This window comes from Sinorhizobium mexicanum (assembly GCF_013488225.1).
In the GTDB taxonomy this organism is placed as follows: Bacteria; Pseudomonadota; Alphaproteobacteria; order Rhizobiales; family Rhizobiaceae; genus Sinorhizobium; species Sinorhizobium mexicanum.
This window is the reverse complement of record NZ_CP041241.1, coordinates 1,649,604-1,675,661: the sequence shown is the minus strand read 5'-3', so window position 1 is coordinate 1,675,661 and position 26,058 is coordinate 1,649,604. Positions and strand designations below refer to the sequence as shown.

Annotated in this window: 20 protein-coding genes and 1 pseudogene; 13 read left to right on the top strand and 8 right to left on the bottom strand. The window is 60.3% G+C overall.

Annotated features, from left to right (window positions below):
* Window positions 1-269: 269 nt before the first annotated feature.
* Together FKV68_RS31760 and FKV68_RS31755 are read right to left on the bottom strand one after the other, a co-directional pair.
* Window positions 270-1,145: a sulfotransferase gene (locus FKV68_RS31760; protein WP_180942866.1), complete on the bottom strand. Its 876-nt coding sequence runs from the start codon at window positions 1,143-1,145 to the stop codon at window positions 270-272.
* 63 nt (window positions 1,146-1,208) lie between these two features.
* Window positions 1,209-2,114 carry a glycosyltransferase family 4 protein gene (locus tag FKV68_RS31755; RefSeq protein WP_180942865.1) on the bottom strand — a complete coding sequence of 302 codons (906 nt, stop codon included), beginning with the start codon at window positions 2,112-2,114 and terminating at the stop codon, window positions 1,209-1,211.
* Window positions 2,115-2,651: 537 nt separating this feature from the next.
* On the opposite strand from FKV68_RS31755, the gene FKV68_RS31750 reads away from it, so the two are divergent.
* Window positions 2,652-4,103, top strand: coding sequence for a pectate lyase family protein (locus tag FKV68_RS31750; protein ID WP_180942864.1), 1,452 nt, complete (start codon window positions 2,652-2,654; stop codon window positions 4,101-4,103).
* A 152-nt stretch (window positions 4,104-4,255) separates the two neighbouring features.
* Here FKV68_RS31750 and FKV68_RS31745 read toward each other — a convergent pair whose 3' ends face one another.
* Entirely contained in the window at window positions 4,256-5,602 is a 1,347-nt protein-coding gene (locus tag FKV68_RS31745; RefSeq protein WP_180942863.1) for a lipopolysaccharide biosynthesis protein, read from the bottom strand.
* Window positions 5,603-6,023: 421 nt separating this feature from the next.
* Between FKV68_RS31745 and FKV68_RS31740 the strand changes: the two genes are divergently transcribed.
* The 4 genes from FKV68_RS31740 (at window position 6,024) to FKV68_RS31725 (ending at window position 10,010) form a co-directional block, all read left to right on the top strand.
* Window positions 6,024-7,190, top strand: a complete 1,167-nt coding sequence (locus tag FKV68_RS31740) for a polysaccharide biosynthesis/export family protein (RefSeq protein WP_342454827.1) — start codon at window positions 6,024-6,026, stop codon at window positions 7,188-7,190.
* Between the two features lie 145 nt (window positions 7,191-7,335).
* Window positions 7,336-7,929 (top strand): sugar transferase, encoded by a 594-nt coding sequence (locus FKV68_RS31735; RefSeq protein ID WP_425347630.1) that lies wholly within the window; start codon window positions 7,336-7,338, stop codon window positions 7,927-7,929.
* Window positions 7,930-8,035: 106 nt separating this feature from the next.
* Window positions 8,036-8,722 carry a PIG-L deacetylase family protein gene (locus FKV68_RS31730; protein WP_180942860.1) on the top strand — a complete coding sequence of 229 codons (687 nt, stop codon included), beginning with the start codon at window positions 8,036-8,038 and terminating at the stop codon, window positions 8,720-8,722.
* A 94-nt stretch (window positions 8,723-8,816) separates the two neighbouring features.
* Window positions 8,817-10,010, top strand: coding sequence for a DegT/DnrJ/EryC1/StrS aminotransferase family protein (locus FKV68_RS31725; RefSeq protein ID WP_180942859.1), 1,194 nt, complete (start codon window positions 8,817-8,819; stop codon window positions 10,008-10,010).
* A 374-nt stretch (window positions 10,011-10,384) separates the two neighbouring features.
* Here the strand turns inward: FKV68_RS31725 and FKV68_RS31720 are convergent, their stop codons facing one another.
* A complete protein-coding gene (locus tag FKV68_RS31720; protein ID WP_180942858.1) occupies window positions 10,385-11,668 on the bottom strand; it encodes an O-antigen ligase family protein in 1,284 nt (427 codons plus the stop codon).
* A gap of 294 nt (window positions 11,669-11,962) precedes the next feature.
* On the opposite strand from FKV68_RS31720, the pseudogene FKV68_RS33930 reads away from it, so the two are divergent.
* Both FKV68_RS33930 and FKV68_RS31715 read left to right on the top strand, forming a co-directional pair.
* Window positions 11,963-12,316: pseudogene (locus FKV68_RS33930) on the top strand (Wzz/FepE/Etk N-terminal domain-containing protein); the annotation flags it as partial.
* A 237-nt stretch (window positions 12,317-12,553) separates the two neighbouring features.
* On the top strand, window positions 12,554-14,272 hold the full coding sequence (locus FKV68_RS31715; RefSeq protein WP_245181807.1) for a GumC family protein: 1,719 nt from the start codon (window positions 12,554-12,556) through the stop codon (window positions 14,270-14,272).
* A gap of 63 nt (window positions 14,273-14,335) precedes the next feature.
* Here the strand turns inward: FKV68_RS31715 and FKV68_RS31710 are convergent, their stop codons facing one another.
* Window positions 14,336-15,028, bottom strand: coding sequence for a hypothetical protein (locus FKV68_RS31710; RefSeq protein ID WP_180942856.1), 693 nt, complete (start codon window positions 15,026-15,028; stop codon window positions 14,336-14,338).
* A 389-nt stretch (window positions 15,029-15,417) separates the two neighbouring features.
* Between FKV68_RS31710 and FKV68_RS31705 the strand changes: the two genes are divergently transcribed.
* The 3 genes from FKV68_RS31705 to FKV68_RS31695 all read left to right on the top strand — a co-directional run bounded on the left by FKV68_RS31705 (window position 15,418) and on the right by FKV68_RS31695 (window position 19,570).
* A complete protein-coding gene (locus FKV68_RS31705; protein ID WP_180943986.1) occupies window positions 15,418-17,535 on the top strand; it encodes a mechanosensitive ion channel family protein in 2,118 nt (705 codons plus the stop codon).
* 131 nt (window positions 17,536-17,666) lie between these two features.
* Complete coding sequence (locus FKV68_RS31700) at window positions 17,667-18,764, top strand: glycosyltransferase family 4 protein (RefSeq protein WP_180942855.1); 1,098 nt, start codon at window positions 17,667-17,669, stop codon at window positions 18,762-18,764.
* Entirely contained in the window at window positions 18,764-19,570 is an 807-nt protein-coding gene (locus FKV68_RS31695; protein WP_180942854.1) for a polysaccharide deacetylase family protein, read from the top strand. Before FKV68_RS31700 ends, FKV68_RS31695 begins: the two co-directional genes overlap by 1 nt.
* Here FKV68_RS31695 and FKV68_RS31690 read toward each other — a convergent pair.
* Window positions 19,557-20,387 (bottom strand): MBL fold metallo-hydrolase, encoded by an 831-nt coding sequence (locus tag FKV68_RS31690; protein ID WP_180942853.1) that lies wholly within the window; start codon window positions 20,385-20,387, stop codon window positions 19,557-19,559. The genes FKV68_RS31695 and FKV68_RS31690 overlap by 14 nt on opposite strands.
* A gap of 255 nt (window positions 20,388-20,642) precedes the next feature.
* Between FKV68_RS31690 and FKV68_RS31685 the strand changes: the two genes are divergently transcribed.
* Window positions 20,643-21,806: a DUF3095 domain-containing protein gene (locus tag FKV68_RS31685; protein ID WP_180942852.1), complete on the top strand. Its 1,164-nt coding sequence runs from the start codon at window positions 20,643-20,645 to the stop codon at window positions 21,804-21,806.
* A 26-nt stretch (window positions 21,807-21,832) separates the two neighbouring features.
* Here FKV68_RS31685 and FKV68_RS31680 read toward each other — a convergent pair whose 3' ends face one another.
* Window positions 21,833-23,170, bottom strand: coding sequence for a nucleotide sugar dehydrogenase (locus FKV68_RS31680; protein WP_180942851.1), 1,338 nt, complete (start codon window positions 23,168-23,170; stop codon window positions 21,833-21,835).
* Window positions 23,171-23,354: 184 nt separating this feature from the next.
* The gene (locus FKV68_RS31675; protein WP_180942850.1) at window positions 23,355-23,564 is read right to left on the bottom strand and encodes a hypothetical protein; all 210 of its coding nucleotides are present in this window, start codon (window positions 23,562-23,564) and stop codon (window positions 23,355-23,357) included.
* Here FKV68_RS31675 and FKV68_RS31670 point away from each other — a divergent pair.
* Both FKV68_RS31670 and FKV68_RS31665 read left to right on the top strand, forming a co-directional pair.
* Complete coding sequence (locus tag FKV68_RS31670; RefSeq protein WP_180942849.1) at window positions 23,563-24,912, top strand: adenylate/guanylate cyclase domain-containing protein; 1,350 nt, start codon at window positions 23,563-23,565, stop codon at window positions 24,910-24,912. The genes FKV68_RS31675 and FKV68_RS31670 overlap by 2 nt on opposite strands.
* 32 nt (window positions 24,913-24,944) lie before the next feature.
* A complete protein-coding gene (locus tag FKV68_RS31665) occupies window positions 24,945-25,913 on the top strand; it encodes a polysaccharide lyase family 20 protein (protein ID WP_180942848.1) in 969 nt (322 codons plus the stop codon).
* The last annotated feature ends 145 nt before the right edge of the window (window positions 25,914-26,058 follow it).

Sequence of the window (26,058 nt, the reverse complement as noted above, 5' to 3'; positions counted from 1 at the left end):
CTTCGGGCGGACGTCATTTTCGAACGCGACAACCGGAAGGCGATCTGCAACACGGCTTGAAAAGTCTTTTCGTGACTTAGTCATGCAAGAGACCTCGCCAGGATATACAACAGGTGACAATCGCCCGGCAGGAGCGGGTCGGCTAAAATATTCAGGTCCCGACAATCAGGATCATTAAAAAATCAAAGTAATGCCAGTTCTTTTCAGAAGCCTAAAATAACAGATAGCGCCTAGGCGTCAACTTGGCCGCTCCGTGGCTTGTCGCGCCATCATGACGGGTGCAATGCGCCCGCGTTGCCCCGGTGAGCGCCTTCGTGGGGACGGCCCCTCAACCAGCCTGTGAGATCCCTGCCGACCAAGGCACCGAGCTTCTCCGTTTCGGCGGCATAGTAGTCGGCCATTCTGTCGCGAAGCTCTGTACTCAAAGGTGCGTATTGAACCTCACCGACAAACAGCGACCTCAGGTTCTTAAATCCCGTATTGTCTCTGAACCGGGCAGCGACCGGTTTCAGGGGGCGCAGGAGGCGCCGCAGGGTCGGATGGACCACCGGCTCGGCCTTGTCCTTGACCTTCGTGGGCAAGGGGGCCGATGCCACATTTGCGTCGAGCTTCAGGAAGTCGCGCACACGGGAAAGCTGCACATGAGCATCGACCTTCAAGTCTTCATAGAGCAGCACGAGAAGCTGGTCGCTGGGAAAGCGGTCAAGGTATCGTTGCAATTGCTGGAAATAGAGTCCGCCATTCAGGAAGCGTCCGCCGGCTCCCTGCCTGGGGTCGAGGTAACGCGCGATGTCGCGACCAGCCTCGCCCCGGCGATAGAGCATGCAGTAATCTGAATAGGCGCGGTCGACAGGATTGCGCAGCTGCGCGATCAGCAGTGCCCTGGGGAGCTTTTCGCTTATACGGCTGCAGGCTTCCGGCGTGTCCATGTAGGAGTTCGATTTTTCGCCGACGAGCCGGCCGTTCTTTTCGCCGTGGAAGTTCGACAGATACCATTGGTCGCCGCGATCGTAGTGGCGGCTGAAATAGTGCAATTCAGGACTTGGCATGTATATCCTCGGATCCTGCACCAAGGACTTCTGGAGCCAAGTTGTTGCGCTCTTGGCGGCGCCGATGATCAGGAAGTCAATCTCATCCATTTCCATTGTCGACCTCTTTGCCTCAAGCTCTTAGCGAACGAATGTCCAGGGCCGCTCCGGCGGCGTGCTCTAGTGTCGAGAAACCAATTGCCCGTGCATGGCCGGCGATTGCCGGGGTACGAGCGTCTCGTAGAGTCGGCTGATCCCTTCGACATGCGCTTTGTTGCCGTATCTGGCACGCGCATTCTCCAAGGCGGTCGAGCTTATTGTCTCCCACTGACGGCCATCGAACAGAAGTCGTTCCAGCGGCCCCACGAAGGCTTCCGGACATTCGGGCTTCACCAGATAGCCCGTCTGTCCATCGTCGATTGCCTCCGGATTCCCTCCGTGATTTGTCGCGACGACTGGCGTTTTCAAGAGCATTGCCTCGATGAGCGTGCGCCCGAACGGCTCATTGACAGCCGTTACGAGCAACGCATCGAGCGCGCCCATGCAAGGGGCGATGGGCGTGCGAAAGCCCATCAGGTGAATCCGGTCGGAAATCCCGAGCTCCTTGGCTCGCGACTTCACCGCACCATCGAGGTCCGGCCCATTGGCGGCGTTCGTTCCGAACAGCAGGCCCGCCAATGGGAAATCCGGATGGTGTTGTAGAAACGCGTGCACCGCTTCGACAAATTTCACCGGCCGTTTCCGCTCTATCAACCCGCCGACATAGCCGACAAAACGCGTGTCCGGCCGAAGCCCCAGTTCCTCGACGAACTTCCGTCGGCAGGCGTCGCGATCCGGAAGGTCGCTGGGATGATCGAACGGGCTGTGCAAGACGGTAATCTTGTGGGTCACCGGCACGATCGGCTTCGCGGGCCGGACGAAGTGCGAGACCGTCACGATGTGATTGGCCAGCAACGGCGCCATGATGTTCACGCCCCTTGCCATCGGGTCGCCCCGGTGATGCCAGAGAAGCTTTGCACCCGACATCCTGGCCGCCAACGCCCAGGTCGCATGCATGCGGCCGTCGTTGGTATGAACGATATCCACCCGATGGCGCCTCAGGAATGGGACGAGTTTCGCCGTCGTCCGCACCAGGCGCACGCCGTTCGCTACACTGGCTGCGAATCCGAGTTCGGAATCCGCTGAAAGAATACTGACGTTGGGGGCAAGCGTGAAAGGCAGTCCGAGCTTCTTTAGGTATTCCTCAAGTATTAGTCCGTTCTTATGAAGAATAATTATCGGTCTGAATTTGTCCCGGTCGAGCCCGCAGATTAGTCCTGCCGCAGAAATATGACTGCCGCCCAGTTCTCCACCAGTAAATGGAAACGCGATAACAATCTTTTGGGAATCCATTGCATTATTCCCTGCTTTTGCTATAAATTTAAATTGTGTTTCATTCTCGAAAATATAAAATATATTGATTAAAAGACGCGGACGTTCCGTTGGCTCAATTGCTATGGTTGCTTCAGGACAATCCCCGGTAGCGGAATTGCGGAATTTGCGCTAAAAAAATCCACGCGCGGAACCGCTGTCCATATGTCTGGCCAAGCACAACTGGACGCCGAGCTTTGTGGGAGATTTCACATGAAAAAGTGGTCCGAGGCAAGATGTTCCGTTTCTCAACACGGTTTCTTGAAATGGAGAGACGCTTCGGCGGGGCAGGCGTGCCTTTCGAAAGTCTTCTCTGCGCTGCTTTTACTTGCTCTTTCCCCGATCGCCGCCGACGGAGCCCGGGTTCACGCCGACGATACGGCTCAGACAGCGTTCCCAGGCGCGCAGGGCCACGGCAGATATGCTGCCGGCGGCAGGAACGGGGCGGTTGTACCGGTTACAAATCTCGATGACGCCGGTCCCGGCAGCCTGCGGGCCTGCGCGGAAATGCGGGGGCCGCGCACATGCATCTTTCGCGTTTCCGGCGTCATCCGGCTGAAGAAGTCCCTGGTCATCGGCCGGGGAAGCGGACAGGTTTCGATCCTCGGCCAGACCGCCCCGGGTGGGGGAATTCTCCTGACGATCGATGAGCGCAATGACGAAAAGAAACACACGCCTCTCGTCGTGAAGAGAGCCGACGACGTCATCATTCGCCACCTGCGCGTCCGTCCGCGCCTGCCCAACACGATCTCCAACATCGATGGCGTGACGGTCGAAGACAGCAAGAAGGTCTACATCGACCACGTGTCCACGTCCTGGGCCACAGACGAAAACTTCAATTCGCATTCCAATACCAGCGATCTGACGGTTGCGAATTCAATCTTTGGCGAAGGGCTCAACAAGCACAGCAAATGCGCGCTCATCGGCTCCGACCCGCGCGTGCCCCAGAACATCACCTTCATGCGGAATGCCTGCATTTCCAATCGGGACCGCAATCCCGACAACAATCACTACGCCAAATCGTGCGTCGAGATCGTCAACAACCTGTTTTTCAACGCTTTGTCCGAGTGGGGCGAAATCTTCTCGCAGTATCCGGGCGGCACGCCGATCGCGTTTGTCGGCAACTATTTCAAGGCGGGAGCAAGCACCAACGACCTCACCTATGCGATGGCCTGGGACCAGGCTGCCAGTGTCGACAAGCCGCACATCTATCAGACCGGCAATGTGACGTGGAGCCCGAGCAACAAGTCTGTCGTTCTCCTCTCTCCTGAGACGGAAGATGTCCTCGTCGACAAGCCGCCCTGTGCCCTGACCGTTTCAGAGATCTTGACGGCCGAGCAGGCCTACCAGGAGATAACCCGGAGTGCCGGCGCCTTTCCGCGCGATGCCGTAGACCAAAGGCTCATCAGTGAAGTGGGGCAAATGGGCGCCGAAGGCGGTGGAGAAATGGTGAAGGAGCCCGGCCCCTTGCCTGATATCGCCTCTGCGGAGCCCTACATCGACGACGATGGCGACGGGTTGGCCGATAGCGTCGAACCCCGGTTTGGTGCAAATCCCGAGAAGAGCGACGCGTGGGAAGATTCCGATGAGAACGGCTGGTCCAATTTTGACGATTTCATGCAATGGCTGTCGGAGGAACGTATTGCCGGACGCTATCCGCAGTAGGCCCCTGATCCGTGCCGTGAGCACTCCTGATCTGACGGTGCACTACAGCGCCGCGCGTCTTATCAGACGCGCAAAGGTCGCTGTAGCACTTTGAATTGCTGCATGTCTTTGTCCTTAGATCGAGGTCGATTTAAGGAGACATGCAGTAGGCGCTATTGTTTCGGCTGGCGGCGATAAACGACCATCATCGCCGAAAGCCAGATTGTCGCCATGACGATATGAGCCACGTTGGCGCCCATGGCGCCCATGACGGGGACCAGCAGGAGAGCGGTTGCGTGGAATGCAGCGGTGGCGATCAACACGCCGCGAAGAACCTGATCCTCGCGTCCCATGGCAAGAAGCGCCGATCGGAGGACGGTGCCGCAAAGCGTCATCGTCACTGCGATGGACTGGACGATGACCAACGGGGCAGCGGCAACAAACTCCGGACCTGCCGCCAAGCGCAGCAGCGGCTCGATCGCGATATAAAGCCCACCGGTCAGGAGCAGTCCGAAACCCAGCAGAAGCGTTTGCGTCTGCGCGATCGCGTGGCGGAATTCGTCCATTGCCTTTGATGCCCAGGCCCTGGCGAGTTCCGGATAAACGACGGTCTGAAGCTGGTCGCCGGCCTGTTGCGCTATCCGCCCGATGCGTTTGGCGATGTGGTAAAGACCCGCCGCGGCGGGATCGGCCAGATAACCGACGAGAAGGGTGTCGACCTGGTTGGCGCTCGAGCGGATGGTCAGGGATATGTTCGTCGAGATCGCGAATCTCCAGATGCCCGGAAATTTCGATGTCACGCCCTTGAGCGGAGCGGAGAGCAGTCCGGCGAGAAGCCCCTGTCTGTGCAGTTCCGCGCAGGCGAGACCGAGCACGGTCAGGGGGCCGACGATCTGCGATGTCATCCAGATCAGCATAAACTCAAAAAAACCGCCGCCGGTCATGATGCCGATCGCGCAGAGGACGACGCGCAGGATGCTCGTCGCAACATTGCCGTAGGCAATTGTCCTGAACCGGCCGAACAGCCGCAGCACCGCCATCGGCATTCCGGAGATCTGGAACGGCAGGACGGCGCAATAGAGCATGACCAGCCCGGACATCTCATCAGACACACCGAACCAGGGAGCGCCGATCAAAAGGAGAGCAACCGCGATCGGCCAGCCGGCCGTCGCCGCCGAAATATCGAGCAGCAGGCCGAACTTGAAAAGGGACTGGAATTGCGCAGTCTCGCCCGCATTCTGCGCTTCCGCGCCATACTTGATCAGCGGAAGCCACGACTGGAAGCTGATGAGCCTTTCGATAACACTGACGTAGGTAAAGCAAAGGGCGAGGGCCCCGTAATCCGACGGGCCGAGCGCCCTTGCCGTCAGCGCAAAGCCGATAAGCCCGAGCACGGAGCTCAGGACGTTCCCGGTCAGCAGATGCGCGACATTCTCGAGGCGCGTCCTGAGATTCTGTTCGCGGTCGAGGAACTGGTGCAGGATGCCGAGTTTTTTGCCAAGTCTTTTACTTATCGTCAAAGGAACCTTCCTACATCTCAATCGTGGGAGCAGGACTATGAATTCGTTTGAGAAAAAGCTGTTGCCGGGTTGCCCCGCGATTTTTTATCGATCGTAAATCAAATGCATTGCGGTGGGCGCCGCCCTGAAAAGCTTTGAATACCACGCACCTTGGTGGCGAGCCTGAACGAGACTGCCTCCAGACAATGTCAATCGACGCTTGCCCCCAGCGTTGAAGAGTACTGCCAATTTCCTTTGACGCGGCAGTGGCAGGGAGAATATAGTTGGCAAATATTTTTTGGTAGCGTTTTCTTAATTTGTTTTTTTGGGGGACTGTTTGAAGATGAGGACCCTCCGCGCAACAATGAGAATGAGTGCGTCGCTGTCCGACTGGGGAGCGCGCCTGGTGATCGCACTTCTGCCTGTCGCTTTACTGGCGATCATGTTCGTGGTGATCGGGCAGCCGCGTGCGCATGCGGCAGAGTACCGGCTTGCGGTCGGCGATGTGCTGACGTTCGACTTTCTCGATGACGCTGAACTGCCGGTCAATGCGACGATTTCCAATGATGGCGAGGCACCGTTCCCGCTGATCGGCGCCGTCAAGGTAGTCGGCCTCACGGTGACGGAAGCGGTGCAAAAGCTGAAAGACGAATACCGCCAGCGTGAGATACTGGTCGATCCGAAGGTGGCGTTAAACATTGCGAGTTTCAGGCCGATCTTCGTGCTCGGGGAAGTGAAAGGGCCTGGTTCATTTCCTTTCTACAGCGGCTTGACCGTCGAGCAAGCCATCGGTTTGGCGGGCGGCACGCAGGTCATCTCACAGAACCCGTCGGATCGGATCATAGCGCGCGCGCGCCTTCGCGCAGAGATAGAGGGTGCCGAAGCAGAGATCATTCACGAGGGCATCTATGCGGCGCGGCTGGTGGCGCAACTAAAGGCCCAGCCCAAAGTCGACCTGAACGATGTGCCTGAAATCGCTCGGGACTATATCAAGGACGCTTCGGTGGCGGGCGTGATCGAGCTTCAGGAGAAAATTCTCGCGGCCGACCTCGCCGCCAGAAAGTCTCAACTTCAGATCCTGTCGGATGGGATCGTGCAGGCCGAGGGCGGCGTCGAGATCCTGAACGAACTGGTGGCGCAGCAGAAAGAGGTTGTCACGAACAACGAGAAGGACCTGGAACGCATCAGTTCCCTGCGAAAGCGAGAGCTAAACACGGAAAGCGACCTTTCTCGCGCTAAGAACAATGCCCTTGCGGAGAAGGCCCAGCTTCTTCAGACGTTTGCAACGCTTGCGCGGTCGCGCCAGGAGTTGAGCGAACTGAAGCTGCAGCTGTCGAAACTCAGCGCCGACAGGGAGAAGGAAGTCCTGACCCTGCTCCAGGAGCGCGAAATTGCCATCAAGAAACTCATTGCAGAACGGCAGTCGGCCGAAGAGCAAATGCTGCTTATGGCCGCGGTGGACGCCGATGCATCGAAACAAAAGAAGATTTCATATTCTTATGAGATACGACGCAATCCGGTGGCAGGCACGCCGACCAGCATAAAGGCGTCGACCTTGACCGAAATGCTGCCTGGTGACGTCCTCGTCGTTGCCATTGCCGGAATTTAGCGACGCCGCGTTCGGCGTCGCCTCACAACTTTCAGTTGCGCTCTCATCCGTCCAAAGGAATTATGAGTTGAAGGCGAACCTTGATCGCGTGGTTTCCGTTCCCGCCTGGCCGTCGTTGCGACGGTCGGCAGCCTTCAGGCGCGCCATCGAGTCCCTGTTTGCGGCTGTCGCTCTCGTCCCGTGCCTGCCCCTGATGGGCCTGACGGCGATCGTCGTCTGGATCAACCTTGGCCGGCCGCTGCTTTTCACGCAGGTGCGTGCCGGCGTCGGGATGCGCGTCTTCACGATATTGAAGTTTCGCACCATGACGGATGCGCGAGGCGCGGACGGCGAATTGCTGGCCGACGAATTGCGACAAACGAAGCTGACAGCCCTCCTGCGGCGGCTGCGCTTCGATGAATTGCCGCAGCTCCTTTCGATCCTGCGCGGCGACATGTCATTGGTCGGGCCGCGGCCGCTGCCGTTGGCAACCGTTGCCGCATTCGGAGAACTCGGCCGTCTTCGTTGCCTCGTCCCGCCGGGGATGACAGGCTGGGCGCAGGTCAACGGCAACACGCGTCTGTCGGATGACCAGAAGATCGCTCTGGATCTCTGGTACGTTGGACATGCGAGCTTACGCCTTGATGGATTTATTCTCCTGCTGACACTGAAAACGATCGTCCTTGGCGAAAAAGTGCACCGCGCGCATCTGAAGATGGCGGAGGAGTACGTGGCAAGGCGCACCAATTTGCAAGGCTGACCGGAGGGGTCCGCCGCGGCCCGATATGGCAGTTTCAGCGATGATAAACCATTGAATCTAGCGGAGTAATTCTGATGAAGGTCATCAGCTTTGCCAAGGAGGTGCGATGCACGGGTTGAGATTGGCGTTTGGACGCACCCTGGTGATCGCGCCTCATCCCGACGATGAAGTGCTTGGTGCCGGCGGGACGATCGCAAGGCTTGCCGAGGAAGGCGAGGATGTGTTTGTTGCGATTGTCACCGAGGGCAAGCCGCCAGCATTCGCGGCCGATGCGGTGGCCAGGGTCCAGGCAGAGGCAAGCGCAGCCCACGCAGTTCTTGGCGTCAGGGATACGTTCTGGCTCGGGCTTCCGGCGGCCGGGCTGTCGGAGACGCCGCATACGAGCTTGAACGGCACGCTTTCCGACCTTGTGCGCCGCCTTGCGCCTCAGACGGTTCTCGTGCCGTTCGTGGGCGACATGCACATCGACCATCAGCTGACCTTCGCCTCTTCGCTGGTGGCCTGCAGGCCGCACCAGGCCGAGTTTCCCACGCGCATTCTCGCCTATGAAACCCTGTCTGAGACGAATTGGAACGCGCCCTACCTGTCGCCGACCTTCGTACCAAATGTCTTCATCGATATCGCCGCGCATATCGAAACGAAATTGGAGGCGATGCAGGCATTTGCTTCTCAGTTGCGCCAACCACCGCACGAACGATCGCTGACCGCACTGCGGGCGCTCGCCACCCTGCGCGGCGCAACGATCCTTCGGCAAGCGGCGGAGGCATTCGTTTTGGTCCGCCACGTCGCCTGAAGCCTTGCGGTGCGATCTGGAAAACGGGCGGTAGAGGAGTCGGCATTGGCGGGAACGCAATGCCATGGAACCGAAAGCGGTTTGGAGAGACAGAATGGGACGCTGGCCAGTTTACGACGAGGAACAGATCGAAGATGTCGTGTCGGTCTTGAGATCGGGCGAGGTGAACGCCTGGACAGGACCGCACGTGCGCAACTTTGAGGCCGCCTATGAGCGGTTCCTGGGGATGAAGCACGCCATTGCGCTGGCGAACGGAACCGTTGCGCTGGATCTTGCGCTCTACGCGTTGGACCTGCAACCGGGCGACGAGATCATCGTGACGCCGCGCAGCTTCATAGCATCGGCCTCCGCCGTGCCCATGGCAGGCGGCGTCGCAGTATTCGCCGATATCGATCGCGACAGCCAGAACATCACCGCCGAGACCATAAGCGCCAAACTCACACCGCGGACGAAGGGTGTCATCGTCGTCCATCTTGCCGGTTGGCCATGCGACATGCCGGCGATCATGGCGCTGGCGCGGGAGAAGGGCCTTTGGGTTATCGAGGATTGTGCTCAAGCGCATGGCGCCGAAATCGATGGCCGGCCGGTCGGCAGTTTTGCCGATATCGCAGCATTCTCCTTCTGCCAGGACAAGATCATCACCACCGGCGGGGAGGGCGGCCTTGTAGCCATGAACGACGAAGGCCTCTGGAAGCGTGCGTGGAGCCGCAAGGACCATGGGAAGTCCTATGACGCGGTCTTCAACAAGGAGCACCCGCCCGGCTTTCGCTGGCTGCACGAGTCCATCGGAACGAACTGGCGAATGACGTCCATCCAGGCTGTGTTGGGCCTGCGCCAGCTTCAGCGTCTTTTGAAGTGGCGTGATATACGTGCCCATAACGCGGCAATTCTCGCAAGGGCGACCGAGGGCGTTGAAGCCTTGCGGACACCATCGCCGGCCAGCCACCTCCAGCACGCCTGGTACCGCTTCTATACTTTCGTACGGCCTGAATATCTCAAGTCCGGGTGGAGCCGGGACAGGATCATCAGCGAGATCAACGCCGCCGGCGTCGCCTGTTTCAGCGGAAGTTGTTCCGAGATCTATCTGGAGAAGGCGTTCACCGAGATCGGCATGGGCCCGACCGAGAGGCTGTCCAATGCACGGGAACTCGGCGACACGAGCCTCGCCTTTCTCGTCGATCCCGCCCTCGATACCGTGGCCATGGAGAAGAGTGCGCATGTGCTGCGTGCCGTGCTTGCAAACGCCAGTGCGGAGGAAACGAGGCAGGTGGCATCGGCGCAGCGATAGCCGCGGCGACTGGCCCGTGCCTGAAATGACGGGCAGGATGTCCGGCTTTCTCAAGCGGGCTTGGATGAGCGATGAAGCGCGCGATATTGAGCCCGTACTACGGACCCTAATTGATCCTCATGAGTTTACAGCGCCGTGCGTCCTTCAGGACGCACAAAGGACGCTGCAAGTCTTTGAATCTACGCATCGTGCTTTCCGAAAATCGATTCCGATTTTCGGGCCGATGCGCTACTGCATGTCGCCTTTAATCGTAGCCGATTAAAGGACAAAGACATGCAGCAATTCAAAGTGCTACAGCGTCCTTTGCGCGTCTGAAAAGACGCGCGGCGCTGTAGACGCGGGACGCGGACCGCGCGCACTTTCCTTATCCCGCTCTATCTACGCTCCGGCCCGAAGAAGTGCGGCTGCGAGAACTGGCTATGCCAGCTCCGACAGTAGGCCTGCGCCAATGTGATCGAAAGGATGATCGGTACGGACCAGAACCGGCCATAGACATGTGTGAAAGCATTGACCGCCAACAGGAACATGCTCACGCAAACGAAACCGCATGCCGCGAAGGGAAGCCCTCCCGGTAATTTGAACGCTCGAACAATCGGCCCCAGGCCTGCAAGGAGCATGATCAGAAAGCCGCTCACGGCCACGATCCCCCCTTCGTTCCACATGAGGAGATAGACGTTGTGCACTGGCCGCCCGATGTAGCTTACGACCATGTATTGATCGGCGCCGAGTCCGACCCAGAAATTGGACTCGACCAGGCCCATGGCCTCGTGGATGAGCTCAAGACGGTGGTCGAAGGTCCCTGCCTGGCTCAAGTCGCCTGTTTCCAGCGCGCCAAGCACCCGTTTCTGGAAGATTGCCGGCAGATATTCGCGACCGGCGTCCAGCATGACCGCTGCTGCCGCAAGGGCGACGCCGCCGACCGCCAACAGCCGCTTCCAATTGGCCGTAATCAACAGGAAGACCATCAGTCCGTAGGCAAGGCAGGCGAGGCCGCTGTTGGATCCGGTCAACATGATGCCATAGCCCATGACCGGGACCGCAATCAGGACGTAGATCTTCCTCAGCTTGCCCGTTGTGGCGACAAGCAGCAATATCGGCACAGCCAAAGCAATCAGTGCCGCGCATTCGTTTTCTCGTTCGACAAAGCCTGTAAATCGGCCGCTGCCGCTTACGAAGGTCGTGTTCTTCTGTCCATCCCAGTGGATGAGATAGACCGCGTGGACGCACATGAGAAATACGGAGAGGATATAAAATTTCGCGAGTTTGATCGTCTCCTCCACCGGGCGCCCGGCGATGATAAGAAGGACGATGAAATACGCAAATATGTACTGACCGGGGACGACCAGCCCTCTTATCGGGTCTGGACTGACGAGGCTGCTGATCAGGAGGCCGAATGCGATGCAGCAAAGCCCCGACAGCCACACGACCGTGCTGACGCGGCCGAGCGGTCGCAATGGGATGCGTCCATTGATCAGGCCGAGGATCAACGCCAGGCTGAACAATGCATCGCTGAGCGTGAAATAGAATTGATTTAGGCGCAAAACATTGACCGGCGAAAAGAAGATCGCGGCGCCCACAGTCAGGAATTCGATGCGCTGCCAGACCTCTCTCTTGGATTTGGCCGGGACTGCGAATCTGGACTCAACCGCACTTATCATTGTCGGCTCGCGTAAACTCTTGCTTTTGTCCCCGGACGTCCGCTAACATCCGCTAAAATGTATTCGCGCGAAGAAAGCCAATATGGCAAAATCGCGCGAGCCGCGATTTTACGAGTTATAAAAATTTACTTGCTCATCCGGCGGATGAGATGTGTGTTAAGTACTTCAAGCTTTCTAACTTTGCACGCATTTGGCCGCCGAGTAAATATTGCATAGTAGCAACCTTTTCACATTAGGAATTTGACCCCAATTTTCAGTCTGGGCTTCGATGTCCGACGGGGTTGGAAGAGGGGCATGATGCTTACTTTTGATCGGGATTTCGAAGTTCGCGAAGAAGCCAGGAGGCTTGCAAACCTGGGCGGCGCGAGCCAACGAGAGGCGTCGATTCAGAGCCTCCATGACGTTTTGGACCTCTTGAGGCGCTACGCCAGGCTGATCGCTTCTGTGGTCGTCGTCGGCACGCTGCTTGCCACCATCGTCACCTATTCGCTCGACAAGGTTTATACGGCGTCGTCGACGCTGGTGTTCGACCGCAACGACACGCGCCCCTACGAGTCCGTGCTTGAGTTGCAGAAGCTCGAGCGTGACAAGTCCGCGATGGACACGGAGATGGATCTGGTCCGCTCGCGCGAATTCCTCGGCTTTGTCGTCGACGACTTGAAACTTCAGGAAGATCCTTATTTCAACCCGCGCCTGGCTGAAAAACAGGCTGCCTCCGAAACGACCTGGAGTTCGCTGACGGCTTTCTTCGGAGGCTCTTCCGATACCAGCAGCGCGCGCGGTCGCGAGGACCGGCGGGCAAACATTGTCGCTGGAGGGCGGTCGAGGGACCGTGCAATTACGAGGCTGCAGGCTTCCGTCGCTGCTGACCGCAGAGGCGACAGCTTGGCGATGACCATCTCCGTCCAGCACGACCTTCCGGCCCGAGCGGCCGAGGTCGCCAACGGCGTAGCGTCAAATTACGTAGCCTGGACATCGCGCCTGAAAGAGTCCGCAGCGCAAAACACCGTGAATTATCTGCGCCTGCAAGCCGGCGGCCTTGCAACTTCAATCGCGAAAAAAGAGCGCGAGATGGCGGAGTTTGCGGCCAGGAGCGATCTGGCTTTCGACCCGAGGGACGATGTACTGCGTGCCCGTACCGAGCAGTTGAATACCCAGTTTACCGTCGCGCGCGTCGACGAGGCGGGCGCATGGGCCAAATACAACGAGGCCAAGCAGCTGCTCGCTTCGACTGGTATCGATTCTGCCGGAAAGGTCCTGACCTCGGAATTACTCGGTACGCTCAGAAACGAGGAAGGACGTCTTCTGCGCGAAAGGGCGCAGCTCACCGCGAAGTTTGGGCGAAACCATCCCCTCGTCGTGGAATCGGACGCGCAGATCGTGTCCAATCGCCGCCTGATCAATGAGGAGGCAAACCGAATTCTGCGGGAGCTGGAGAACGACGCGAAGGTTGCGACGGTAAGGGCGAAGAAATTCCAGCAGGAAGTCAGCCAACTGCAAAAGGAGATGCAGGTCCGAAATCTTGATGAAATTCGCCGTCGTGAGCTCGAGCGAGACCTGCTTTCGGAGCAAAAGCGATATGACGAAGTTGTGCTGCGGCTGGGCTCTTTCGATCCGGAGCAGGAGGAGGTCAAGGCCACGGCGCGGATCGCGTCCTTTGCTGAAATCCCCCGCCAGCCGTCCTTTCCGCGGCCTGCACTTATAATTCCAGTGGCGGCAGTAGCTTCTCTCCTGTTGGCGGTCGTCGCGATGTTCGTCATGGATGGCCTGGACACTCGCATTCGCACGACGCGAAAGGTGGAGAGCATCATCAAGCGTCCGAACATCATCACGATCCCGGACGTGGAAGGGATTCTGGAGCCGGGACAAACCCCTTACCAGCATATGCTTGCCAGTCCCCATTCGCCGTTTGCGCGCTCGATGCGTTCCCTGTGCCTGGCCTGGCGCGCGCTGGAATTTGGCGCGGACGTAAAGGTCGTCATGTTCTTCTCCGCCGGTGCGGCTGAAGGCAAGACCACCTGCGCCCTCGGGATGGCGGCAACGGCCACTCTGAGCGGCCTGCGGGCCGTCATTCTCGATATCGATCCCAAGCCGAACGGCGCGGCCGGCATGCTCGGCATCAGCAACAGAAATCCAACGCTCGGCATGTTTCTGGACGGCACGACCGACCTTGAGTCGATCATAAGCGTCGCGCCTGAATATCCATTCCTGCGTGTCATCAACTCACGCCTCGGCCTGCATGACCATGAACGGCTTTTCCAGGAACTGCGCCGCCGCTTCGACCTTGTCATAATCGACCCGCCGGCGATCGCACACGACGACGACTCCGTGTGGCTGTCTTCCCAAGTGGACGCGGTTCTGGTGATGGTGGCGGCTGGAAGAACACAGGAGACCGAATTGCTTGAATCGGTCGAGCGCCTGAACATTGGCCGCGCGCCTATCGTCGGCAGCATCCTGAATTTCGCCGGGCGCCGCGGCGCAGGTCTGAAAACCTGGCGGCCCGAATCCCTGAAGTCCCTGTGGTCACAAATTCGCAACAAGTTCCGGCACATGCCCGCGGGCGGCCTGCCGGCCTTCAAGAAGCGCGATCGAGCGAGGGTGTGAGAGCCCTCCGGTCCTTGTCAGATCGCACCGCGGCCGTTGCGTCTCTTGAGACGCGGAATGCAACTATCTGCCTTTGATCTGGGTGAAGGCGACAGCATCGATCTTGCCGTCCTTCAAGCGATAGACCAGCGACTGCGATATTTGCGCGTCTGCGCCGGCTCCTTCATGAGCGTAGCGGACCAGGCCGCTCTCCGGTGCGTTGCCGAAGCGCTGTTGGAGGGATGCCTTGTCGTCGCCGAGCGTCGGGACGGGAATTGTCCAGTCCTGAACATCGAACTGCCCCTTGTCGCAATCGGGTTGATCCTCGGACGTCTCCTCGATCGCAATCATATTGACGACTTGTTTCGCCGCAGATGCTGCCTGCATGTCGTTGGCAATGAACCAGACATCCCGCTGGACCGATTGCGAGGCAAAGGTGTAGCACAACCACCCGACTGCAATATCCCCGGCCGAGCGCATCCGAACTTCACCGCCGAATGCAGCTTTGATGTCGTCGAGCGTCGTCTTGTCGAGGGCGATGGTGATGGTCGGCGTCTTGACCTCCTCGACGAATGGCTGCTCGAAATTGTACGTCTGCGCCTCGGCGGTCTGGCCGCCGAGGATCAGGGAAGGCAGGCCTGAAAGCCTGCCGTCCTTGGCCGACATGCCGCCGGCAGAGAAAAGGAGGAGGGCCGTCGCCAAGGCGCCGGTCAGCAGCCGCGTCGAGGCGATGTGGCCTCCATGGATGGCGCCCGTCTTCGCAATATTCTTCGGCATCGCGACTTCCCCTCTTTGCTCGGCAAATTCCCTTCCGGAAAAACTATGCGTGCAAGGGCCGGTTTCAAGTCCCCGACGGCTACACGCAGCGGGGACCACGGATATCGCATTGCATGCGAGCGAAACGCAGAACTGCTTTGCACGAGCGCATGCCCGAATTCGATCAATAACAGATCAGATCGCGCAGGATGGCGTTGCGCTGTGACACTTTTATTAGTCATCTTCTGTGTAGGATAGGGTGTAGACTAACGGCCTACTGCATGTTTGGTTAAATCGTAGCCGATTAGGACAAAAACATGCAGCGTTTCAAAGTGCTGCAGCGTCCTCTTGCGTCTGACAGGCGCGCGGCGCGGTTGGGGGTCGTCGTCGCGACAGGGAGGGCTGGTCTTATGCGTGCGGCTTCAAGTCATTGCAGGAAAGGCGTCATTCTCGCCTTCCTTGTCCTGTTTCTCCAGTTGATTTTCGCGCTCACCGGCCCCCTGGCCGCACAGGAACCGACGGCGGCGCCGCCGCCGGACAAGGTGCAGCAACTGATCAAGTTGCTCGACGATCCAGAGGTTCGTCAATGGCTGGCATCCAAACCGACGGCTACGCCCGCGGCGCCCGCGCCGTCGACCGGGCTTGCCTCCCAATGGGTCGCGGAAATCAGGAAGCACCTTGGCGGCATGCGGGACGCGGTACCACGCATGGCTCCCGAATGGCGGGCCGCGAAAGACCGCATCGCCAGCGATATGGAGAACCAGGGAACAATGCCGATTCTGCGGGGGTTCGCCTTCCTATTGCTCGTCGGCTACGGCGCCGAATACTTGCTGCGCTACTTCCTGCGCCGCAATGCGGAGCGCAATGCGGCCCAGTACGGAGGCGGCCTTGGCGCCTTCATCCGCATCGCACCTCTCGTCGCCTTTGCAATCGCCGCAATCGCCACATTTGTGCTTTCCGGTTGGCCGCCCCGACTGGAGGCCGCGATCGCGCCGCTGCTCATTGCCTGGATCGCGGCGCGCCTGCTTATTGCCGTCGCATCGGCAGTTTTCAAGTCGGCCGCCGAGGCCGCCCCGACGCCGGATGCAGAAGGGGAACAGGCGACGCTCGCCCCCAGCGCCGCCAGGTTCTGGTTCAATCGATCGGTGCTGTTCATCTGCGCATTGGCATTTGTGTGGGCGGTTACCGATGTCATGCAGGCGCTCTCGGTTGCGGAAGACGTTCGCAAACTTGTTGCCGCCACGATCGGGCTCGTGATTCTCGGCATGGCGATCGATACGACGCTTCGCCGCCCCGTTGAGACCACGACGGCGGCGCGGCGGATGTTCCGCAATGCGATGATTATCGCCTTCCTGGTACTGCTCTGGCTCCTTTGGGTCGCCGATATGAAGGTCCTGTTCTGGATCGGTATCTATGTTCTCGGCTTGCCGCCGCTCTTGCGTTTCACAAGCGCGACCACGAGGGCGGTGCTCGACACCTCGGCAACCGACGGCATGCGCGTGTTGCGCAACGTGTTGATCGAACGGGGCGCCCGGCTGGTGATCATCGCGTTGGCGGCCGCCTGGCTCGCCGTCGTCTTCCGTGTCAACGGAGCCGCCATGATGCAGGACGATGTCTTCAATCGCATCTTCCGCGGCGTTCTTGCCGGGGTGGTCATCCTGCTCGCCGCGGACCTCATCTGGCAACTGGCGAAGGAGTTCATCAATCTACGCATCAACCAGGCCAGTGTCGACGTCGCGGATCCGGTGCAGCTTGCGCGTAACACGCGGCTGCGCACACTACTGCCTATTCTGCGCAATTTCCTTGCAGTCTCCATCGCGGTGGTCGCCGTGCTCATGGTTCTTTCCGGACTTGGCGTCGCGATCGGGCCGCTGATTGCCGGTGCCGGGGTCTTCGGGGTCGCGCTCGGCTTCGGCTCGCAGAGCCTAGTTAAGGACGTTATCAGCGGCGTGTTCTACATGATGGACGATGCGTTCCGGATCGGGGAATACATCCAGAGCGGGAGCTATATGGGGACGGTCGAATCCTTCAGCATCCGCTCCGTCAAGCTCCGCCACCACCGCGGACCGGTGTTCACCGTACCGTTCGGCTCGCTCGGTGCAGTCCAGAACATGAGCCGCGACTGGGTGATCGACAAATTCAAGATCAACGTTTCCTACGATACCGATGTCGGCAAGGTGAAGAAGGTGGTGAAGGGCGTCGGCGCCGCGCTGCTCGAGGATCCGGAGCTCGCTCCCTTGATTATTGAAACGGTGAAGATGAAGGGCGTCGAGCAGTTCGGCGACTACGGCGTCACGCTCAGCTTCGCGATGAAGACGAAGCCGGGAAACCAGACCCAGGTGCGGCGGCGGGCGCAGGCCCTGATCAAGGAAGCCTTCAAGACGAACGGCATCTCGTTTGCTTCGCCGACGGTGCAGGTCGCAGGCGACGAAGGGCAGTCGACGACGGCCGCAGCCGCCGCGACACGCGATGCAATCGCCAAGAAGAATGCGGCCTTGGCGCAGGGCGGCGAAGCGGCGGCGGAATAAGCCGCGACAACGCGGAACGAGAGCCGCTCACGGCCTTCGAGCCCGTGCACGTGTCGATAATGCCAGCCGCTGCGCAGCCCGTTCCGACGTAGGTTGACATCCGATCGCGGAGGCGGGATAGCTCGCGTCGAATGAAGATCGCCTTTTACGCGCCTTTGAAATCGCCTGATCATCCCGTCCCTTCCGGTGACAGGCAGATGGCGCGCCTGCTGATCGAGGCGCTTCGGCTGGGCGGTCATGACATCGGCATCGCATCGCAACTGCGCAGCTTTTCACGCGAGGCATCCGACGAGCAACTTTCGTCGCTTCGAACGGAAGCCGATCTCGAGGTTCGCCGCCTTCGACGCCTCTGGCGCACCGAGGGGCCACCCGACACGTGGTTCTGCTACCATCCCTACTACAAGGCGCCGGACCTCATCGGTCCCCGCATTTCAGCGGAATTTTCCATTCCCTACGTGACCGCCGAAAGCTCCTACTCGTACCGGCGCAACGTGGGCGCCAGGAAGCCGGCCCAGGATGAAGTTGCGGCCGGCGCCAGGCATGCCGCAGTCAACATCTGCTTTACGCAGCGCGACCGCGAAGGGCTGGAAGAGGCCATCCCGGGTGGCCGATATGCGATGCTCGCACCCTTCATAGACGTGGCGCCGTTTCACGAACCTCGACAAGCCGATGCCGACATGTGCCGGCTACTGGCCGTGGCGATGATGCGGCCGGGCGACAAGATGGAGAGCTACCGGATGCTCGCCAAGGCTCTGGCGCTCGTGGTCGATCTGCCCTGGAGAATGTCGATCGTCGGCGATGGCCCGGCCCGGGCAGAAGTGCAGGAAGCCTTCGCCGGACTTCCCGCCGAGAGGCTGGATTGGCTCGGCGAGAAAGAGCCCGGCGCGATCGCCGAGATTCTTGCGCGCGGCGATGTCTATGTCTGGCCGGGCTGCGGCGAGGCTTATGGCCTCTCCTATCTGGAGGCGCAGGCGGCCGGCCTGCCGGTCGTCGCGCAACGAACTGCCGGCGTCCCGGAAGTGGTCAGGGACCGAGAAACGGGACTGTTGACGGAGGCGGGTGATGTCGAGCTGTTCGCTGCGGCGATCCGGCGCCTCATCAGCGACGGGGGCCTGCGCGCCCGGTTTGGTGCAAGCGCGCGCCGCTTCGTTGTCGAACAACGCTCGTTGCAGGCGGCCGCAATGCGCCTTGGCGAGATCTTCAAGGATTTCGTGAAGGGGGCGGCATAATGGACATGTCGATCTGGCAGCCGATAGTCGACAGGCTGGATCGTTTGCGCGCGGCCGGGCGGCGCGCCGATTTCTGGCTGCGCGACGACGATGCCGTTGCGCCGACGGGGGCGCTCGACCGGCTGGTGGAATTGGCGGATCGTTTTTCCGTGCCGATCACCTTGGCCGTTATCCCGGCGCACACGAGCGGCGAGCTCTCGCACTACCTCGCCAGCCGTGACGATATCAGCATTGCCGTTCACGGCTGGACGCATCAAAATCATGCGCCGCCGGCGGAAAAAAGGCAGGAGCTTGGCGGCCACCGGCCGCGAGAGGTCGTTCTCGACGAACTGGACAAGGGGTACTCCCGTCTCAGCGCGCTCCATCCGTCCTCTTTCGTTCCGCTTCTCGTCCCGCCATGGAACCGGATAGATCCAGGGCTTCTCGCGGGGCTGCCCGACATCGGCTTCACGGCCCTTTCGGTCTTCGGCGCCGAAAGGAGCTCGAGCAATCCGGATGGTGCAAAGACCATGAAGACCGGCTCGATCGCATCGGCTTTTCCCCGACCCGGTCTCAGCCTCGTCAACACGCATGTGGACGTGATGGACTGGCACGGAACGCGCGGCTGTCGGGATCACCTGGAAATCATTCACGACATCGTAAGGCGCCTGGACGAGATGAACCTCGACGAGGAGACGGTCGGCATCCTCACGCACCATCTGGTCCATGACGAGAGCGTATGGCAGTTTCTGTCGCGATTGTTCGAGCTCACCGCCGTCCACCCCGCCTGCCGCTGGCGCAGGGGAGGCGACCTCACAGCTCGATGATCTGGTGGTCGCGGGCTGCGAAGGCCCCGTCGAAAAAGGCCTGCACCTCCTGTTCCATCGCCGCGAGCTCGAGATCCGTCCGTGACGGATCGTGGTGGAACATTGCGAGGCGCCGCACGCCGGCCGCTTGCGCCAGCTTGGCGCCGTGCATTCCGGTCGAGTGCCCATAGCCTCGATAGGTTGGCATTTCCGACTCGAGATAGGTGCAGTCGTAGACCATAAGATCGGCGCCGGCGATGAACTCCAGGAGTGCGGGATCGAGAATGCCGGCCTCGTGTTCGGTGTCATAGATCAGGGCGACGGCCCGGCCGCCCCAGTCGATCCTGTAGCCCACGCACCCGCCCGGGTGATTGAGGCTCGTCGTGCGGATGGTAACTCCCTTGCGGGGTGCGAGCGCGTCTCCCGGGCGGAAGTCGACGGTCTCCATGCTCGCCTGACAGATGCCGGTATCGACCGGGAACCATGGCGGCCGCATGAACTCGCCGACCATTCGCTTGGTGCTCATCCGGCCGTAAAGATGACCGGACCAGAAACGTACGGCCGTGCTGCAATTATAGATCGGTTTGAAATAGGGGAGGCCGATGATGTGATCGTAGTGGCTATGCGTGAAGAAGAGGTCGAATGCCGAGACGCCCTCCAATGTGAGCGCCACGCCGGCTTCGCGCAATCCTGAGCCGGCGTCGAAGAGCAGGACTTCGCTGCCGCAACGGACTTCGATGCAGGGTGTATTGCCTCCATAGCGTAGAAATTGTTCGCCGGATACCGGCAAACTACCTCGCACTCCCCAGAACCGCACTCGAAAGGTGTTTTCCTGCATTCCCGTTTTGGCTTCGTCCTGCTCGCCTCGGCGCTTTTGCCTGCGTGCATTTCCTTAGACAAGCACAGATCATAAGGGTCCTGCAACGGCATAAGGTCCAATTAGATTGTAGGGGTTGCTTTATTTCTAAGTCATGCTCTCCAAAGGCTGTTTTGAAACTTTATCTTCCGATCTAACGTGATTTAGAGCGCAGTGAAGAAGAATAAAGCGATTCCCGGGCGCATTGGGCTAAAGTCGGAAAGGTTGGACGCGGTCATGGCGCAGGCAACTGGTATGCAGTTCTACGACAGCCTGCCCCTTTTCGAGGCATTCGAGGGGGTTGCCGACGAGGCCAACTATCGGCCCTTGCCGGATGGATGGGTGCTGGCGGTCGCGGACATCGTCGATTCGACCAGCGCCATTGCGGAGGGTCGTTACAAGAGCGTCAACATGGCGGGCGCAAGCGTCATATCGGCGTTGATGAATGCGCTTGGCGAAAGAAACTTGCCTTTCGTTTTCGGAGGCGACGGGGCGCTTGCGGCAATACCCGTATCAATGGCGCCTAAGGCGCGCGCAGCATTGGCCGCCGCGAAGACCTGGGTCGCGGAAGAGCTTGGCCTCGAACTGCGGGCAGCCCTTGTTCCGGTCGCCGACATCCGCGCCAGCGGGCGCGACATGCGCGTCGCGCGCTTCAAGGCGAGCGAGGAGGTCTCCTACGCGATGTTTTCCGGCGGCGGTGCCAGTTGGGCAGAGGCGGAAATGAAGGCCGGGCGCTACCAGATCGAGGCCGCGGCGGCCGGAAGCAGGCCGGATCTGACGGGGCTGTCCTGTCGTTGGAATCCGATTGTCTCCCGCCACGGGGCAATCGTCTCGATCATTGCTGTCCCGGGCCTGCTTGGCAATGGTCCGGAATTCCAGGCACTTGTCGGCGACATCGTGGCATTGGCCGAAGGCGAGGAACGAGGCGGGCATCCGGTGCCGGAAAACGGTCCCAAGCCTCGGCTCTCGATGCAAGGGGTTGCAGTCGAATCGCGCGCCGTGGCGCGGAAAGGCCGACGCCTTATCGCCTGGTCTTGGATCACCCTGCAGAGCCTGATGCTGTTCGTGTGCTTCAAGCTAGGTTGGAACATAGGCAAGTTCGATACCACGCAATACAAGCGCGACCTGGTCAGAAACTCCGATTTCCGCAAATTTGACGACGGGCTGAAGATGACGATCGATATCGGCATCGAGCGGCTGCGCCAGATCGAGGAACGGCTGAAGAGGGCTGCCGAGGCCGGCGTCTCCAGCTATGGGCTGCATCAGCAGGATTCCGCGCTGATGACCTGTATCGTACCGGCGGCCATGAGCCGCGATCACGTGCATTTCATCGACGGAGCAGCCGGCGGCTACGCCATGGCGGCAAAAAATCTCAAGGCGGCGTTCGCCCCGGTTGGCTGAAGGCGCCCGACCGCTCGCAACGGAGGTCAGGCCTTGACAACGTGGTCAGCAACGATGCCGAGCCGGGCAAAAACGTTGCGCGTATCGACGATCAGGGGCGCCCAATCCGCCAGGGACTTGTAGTCGATCCCGTCATGGTCGGTCGCGATAAGCACGGCATCGTACCGGCGCACGCTTTCCGCGTCGAAGGGGATCGATCGCCGGCCCCTCAAGGCGAGATGCTCGCGGGTCGAAGGGATCTCTTCGACATGCGGGTCATAGAAGGCAGCGCTGCCGCCGCGCTCCTCGATGAGCTCGATCAGCCTGAGAGAGGGGCTTTCGCGAATGTCGGGCACGTTCTTTTTGTAGGCGAGACCAATGACGAGAACGTTCGAGCGGCTGAGCGCCTTGCCCTGCCGCCTGTCGAGTGCCTCGGCGAGCCGGCTAACGACGTGGCGCGGCATCGCCGAATTGATTTCCCCGGCGAGTTCGATGAAACGGGTCGGCAGTTCGTATTCGCGGGATTTCCAGGTGAGGTAGAAAGGGTCGATCGGGATGCAATGGCCGCCGAGTCCCGGTCCCGGGTAGAAGGGCATGTAGCCGAACGGCTTCGTCTTGGCCGCTTCGATGACTTCCCAGATGTCGATCCCCATGGCCTCGTAGACGACCTTGAGCTCGTTGACGAGGGCAATGTTGACGGCCCGGAAGATGTTTTCGGTGAGCTTGACGGCTTCGGCCGTGGCGTTCGAGGAGACCGGGACGACGGTCTTGATCACGGCGCCGTAGAACTGCTGCATCAGGGCCGCCGCCCGCGCGCCGTCACCGGCGACGATCTTCGGGATGCTCGCGGTTTCAAAGGCGCGGTTGCCCGGGTCTTCGCGCTCCGGCGAAAAGCCGACGAAGAAGTCCTCGCCGGACTTCAGCCCCGTCTCTTCCAGGATCGAACGGACAATGCCGTCGGTGGTGCCGGGATAGGTGGTTGATTCGAGAACGACGAGCTGGCCGGGCCTCAGCGTGGCGGCGATCGAGCGTGCCGTTCCTTCCACGAACGAGAGGTCGGGATCGCGATGTTTGGTCAAAGGCGTCGGCACGCAGATGACGATCACGTCGCACAGGGCAAGATCGGAGAAGTCGGTCGTCGAGCGGAACCGGCCCGCGGCTATCTCACGGCCAAGCGCCTCATCGGTCACCGCCTCGATATAGGATCGGCCGTCATCCAGGGCGACGATCTTCGCGGGATCGATGTCGAAACCCGCCACCGGAAAACCGGAGCGTGCCACCGCGACGGCGAGCGGCAGGCCGACATAGCCGAGGCCGATGACGCCGACGCGTGCCTGGCGCGCTTTGATCGATTCAAGCAGCCTGTCGTGAGGAAGGGAGGTCAAGATAGGGTTCCATCTGTCAGGGGCAGGGCGGGCGATTGCGACGATCCCGATTGCCGGAAAATGTCGCCGTTTTGTTGGCGAGAAAGGCGTCGCAAGTCAAGCGCAGGGCCGACGCGTCGCGGGCGACCCCAACAATTGCAGGATTGCAATTATGCGATCAATCCCGTGTACCATCGATGCATGATCAAAAATTTCGAACGTCTCTGGAAATCGCGCCCGCCGGTGAATATCTCCAGGCAAGAAGATGCTGCGATTCAATCGCCGCAACAACTGCCGCCAGGCGCGGCAGACGCCGTTCGTTACAACGGGCATCACAGGTGGACGCGGCCTTGATTGCAGGGCCCGCGCGATAGCCGTCGGTGTTGACCGTCATGCCGATAGTGAGGAATGCCATGGGCCCGATCAACAACAGCGTTTCCGAGATTCTTCTGGACAAGGTCGCAGCCTGGCTCATGCGAGCCTCCTTGAGCGACGAGACGCTCGAGACCCTCGTGCGAGGCTTCTGCGAACGGTTGGCCGCCGCCGGCCTGCCGCTCATGCGCGTCCATCTATCCTTCTCGATGCTCCATCCGCTCTATGACGCGCTCGGTTTTACCTGGTGGCGCGGCAAGGGCGTCGAGGTCAGCGGTTTGCGTCATGAGGAACTGGCTCTCAATCCTGACCGGTTTCTGCGCAGCCCCTACTATTATCTGCTCAACAACAACCTCGACCACGTGAGGCGGCGCATTGATCTGTCGGAGCCCTCGGAGTTTCCGATTTTCGATGAACTGAAGGAGCACGGGGCCACCGATTATCTGGCCTTCATGCAGCCGCTCGGGACCGACTCCGAGCACGGAATGGTGGGGTCCTGGACGACGGATCGCCATGGCGGCTTCACCGACGACGTGATCGCGGCGCTGCTCAAGCTTCAGAACCATCTGGCGGTTGCGGCCAAGGTCGCCGTACTCGGCAAGCTCGCCGACAACATGCTGACGACGTATCTCGGCGCCAATGCCGGACGGCGCGTGATGAGCGGGCAGGTGCGGCGCGGCGACGGCGAGACGGTTCGCGCCGTCCTGGTGATGGCGGACATGCGGGGATCGACCATGCTCGCGGAGAAGGAGGGTCGCCAGGCCTATATCGAGACGCTCAACGGTTTCTTCGATGCGATCGCGACGCCGTTCAATCGAAACGGTGGGCAGATCCTGAGCTTCGTTGGAGACGGGTTCATCGCCGTCTACCCATGCGGCCGTCACAAGGAGCCGTCGGAAATTGCCAGCCGCGAGGCGCTCGCGGCGGTGAGCGCGGCGACGGCGCGTGTGGCGGCGCTGAACGCGGAAAGAAAGAAACAGGGGCGTGATCCGATCGGCTATGGAATTGGCCTCCATGTCGGCAACGTCATGTTCGGCAATGTCGGGCTTCGCGACCGGCTGACCTTTTCGGTCTTTGGCTCGGCGGTGAACGAGGTGCAGCGACTGCAGAACCTGACGAAGAAATACGCCCACAACGTCGTCGCAAGCGAGGCCTTCGTCAATTATTGCGGCGGCGATTGGGCGACGCTCGGACAGGAGAAATTGCGCGGCGTCCGGCAGAAGTTCACCATCCTCTATCCCAAGGATGCGGCGCTTGCGGCGATCGCGGAGGAGCGCGCCGACGATGCAACTCAGGATGGACTTTCCGAGGCGGAGCATGTCATGTTGCTCTATCGCAATACGAAGCAGTCGCCGGGGCCACGCGGCCTCATCGACAAGATGCTGCAATAGCTCGACAAGATTGCTTGGTTTAAGGAGGTTCGATGTTCCGCGTGGTTTTTCTGGCCGCAGCCCTTGCTGCGACAAGCGTTGCGCATGCCCAATCGACGGAACAGCAACCGACCCCGGGACCGACGCTGGTCGACGGGTTCGAGGGGAAGGATTTCGCCCCCGAAGGCGGGCTCTACTATCGTGACAACTTCGAACAAAGCGCCGGTTCCTATGTGTTCCAGAGCGACGTCAAACGCACCGGAAATGGCGGTCTGAAACTGTCCATCGTGCCGAAATGCCCGCCGTCGGACGACGGGTGCAGCGAGCGGGCGGAGATCTGGGAGAAGACCGCGTTGCGCGTGCCTTACGACAAGGGCGTCTGGTACGGCTTTTCGGTCAAGTTCGCCGATCCGGTCCCGAGTGGGGACCATCGCTACCTCATTGCGCAATGGAAACGCGAAATTGACAACGGCGCTAACGGGGACTTCAGCCCCTTTCTGGCGTTCCGCATGAGTCTGGGTAAGCTCTTCGTTACCGTTGAGACCAATTATCTGCCGCCTGCGTCGACCGGCCCGGCGGGCGTGGCGGCGCGCTGCGCGCCGGGAGAGGTTCCCGTCTGGCTGCGGCCCGAACTCAATCAGATGCGCATGCTGGTCGCGGCCGATGCAAACTGGAAGCCGGAAGATGGCCGGCTCTTCAATTCATGCACAACCGGGGTTACCGTCACCAATCATGGCAATCCCCTTCCCGATCCGAAGTCCGGCTGGATCGACTTCGCTGTCTTTACCAAGCCGGGTCCCGACGGGTCCGGACATATCGAGCTGTTTGCCAATGGTCAGCCGGTGATTACTGTGAAGGGACACATCGGCCATGCGGATAAGGGGCTCGGCCAGAATCAGTACTTCAAGTTCGGGCCTTATCGGGCGGCAGACACGACCGACTGGACGCTTTACTACGACGATTTCCGCCGGTCGACGCGGTGTGCCGACGTGCTGACGAACGGCATTTGCCCGTTCTCATAAGTCGCCTTGGCCGTGCAGCAGCGGCCCTTCCGACGCTTCCGGGGGCGTGCTGGACAGCCTGCTGAAGCTAGGCTACTCTTTTTTTGGTGTCGGACGCTATAGCATCGCCGAAGTGCGGAAACGCCCTTCGATGGAAACGATGCGT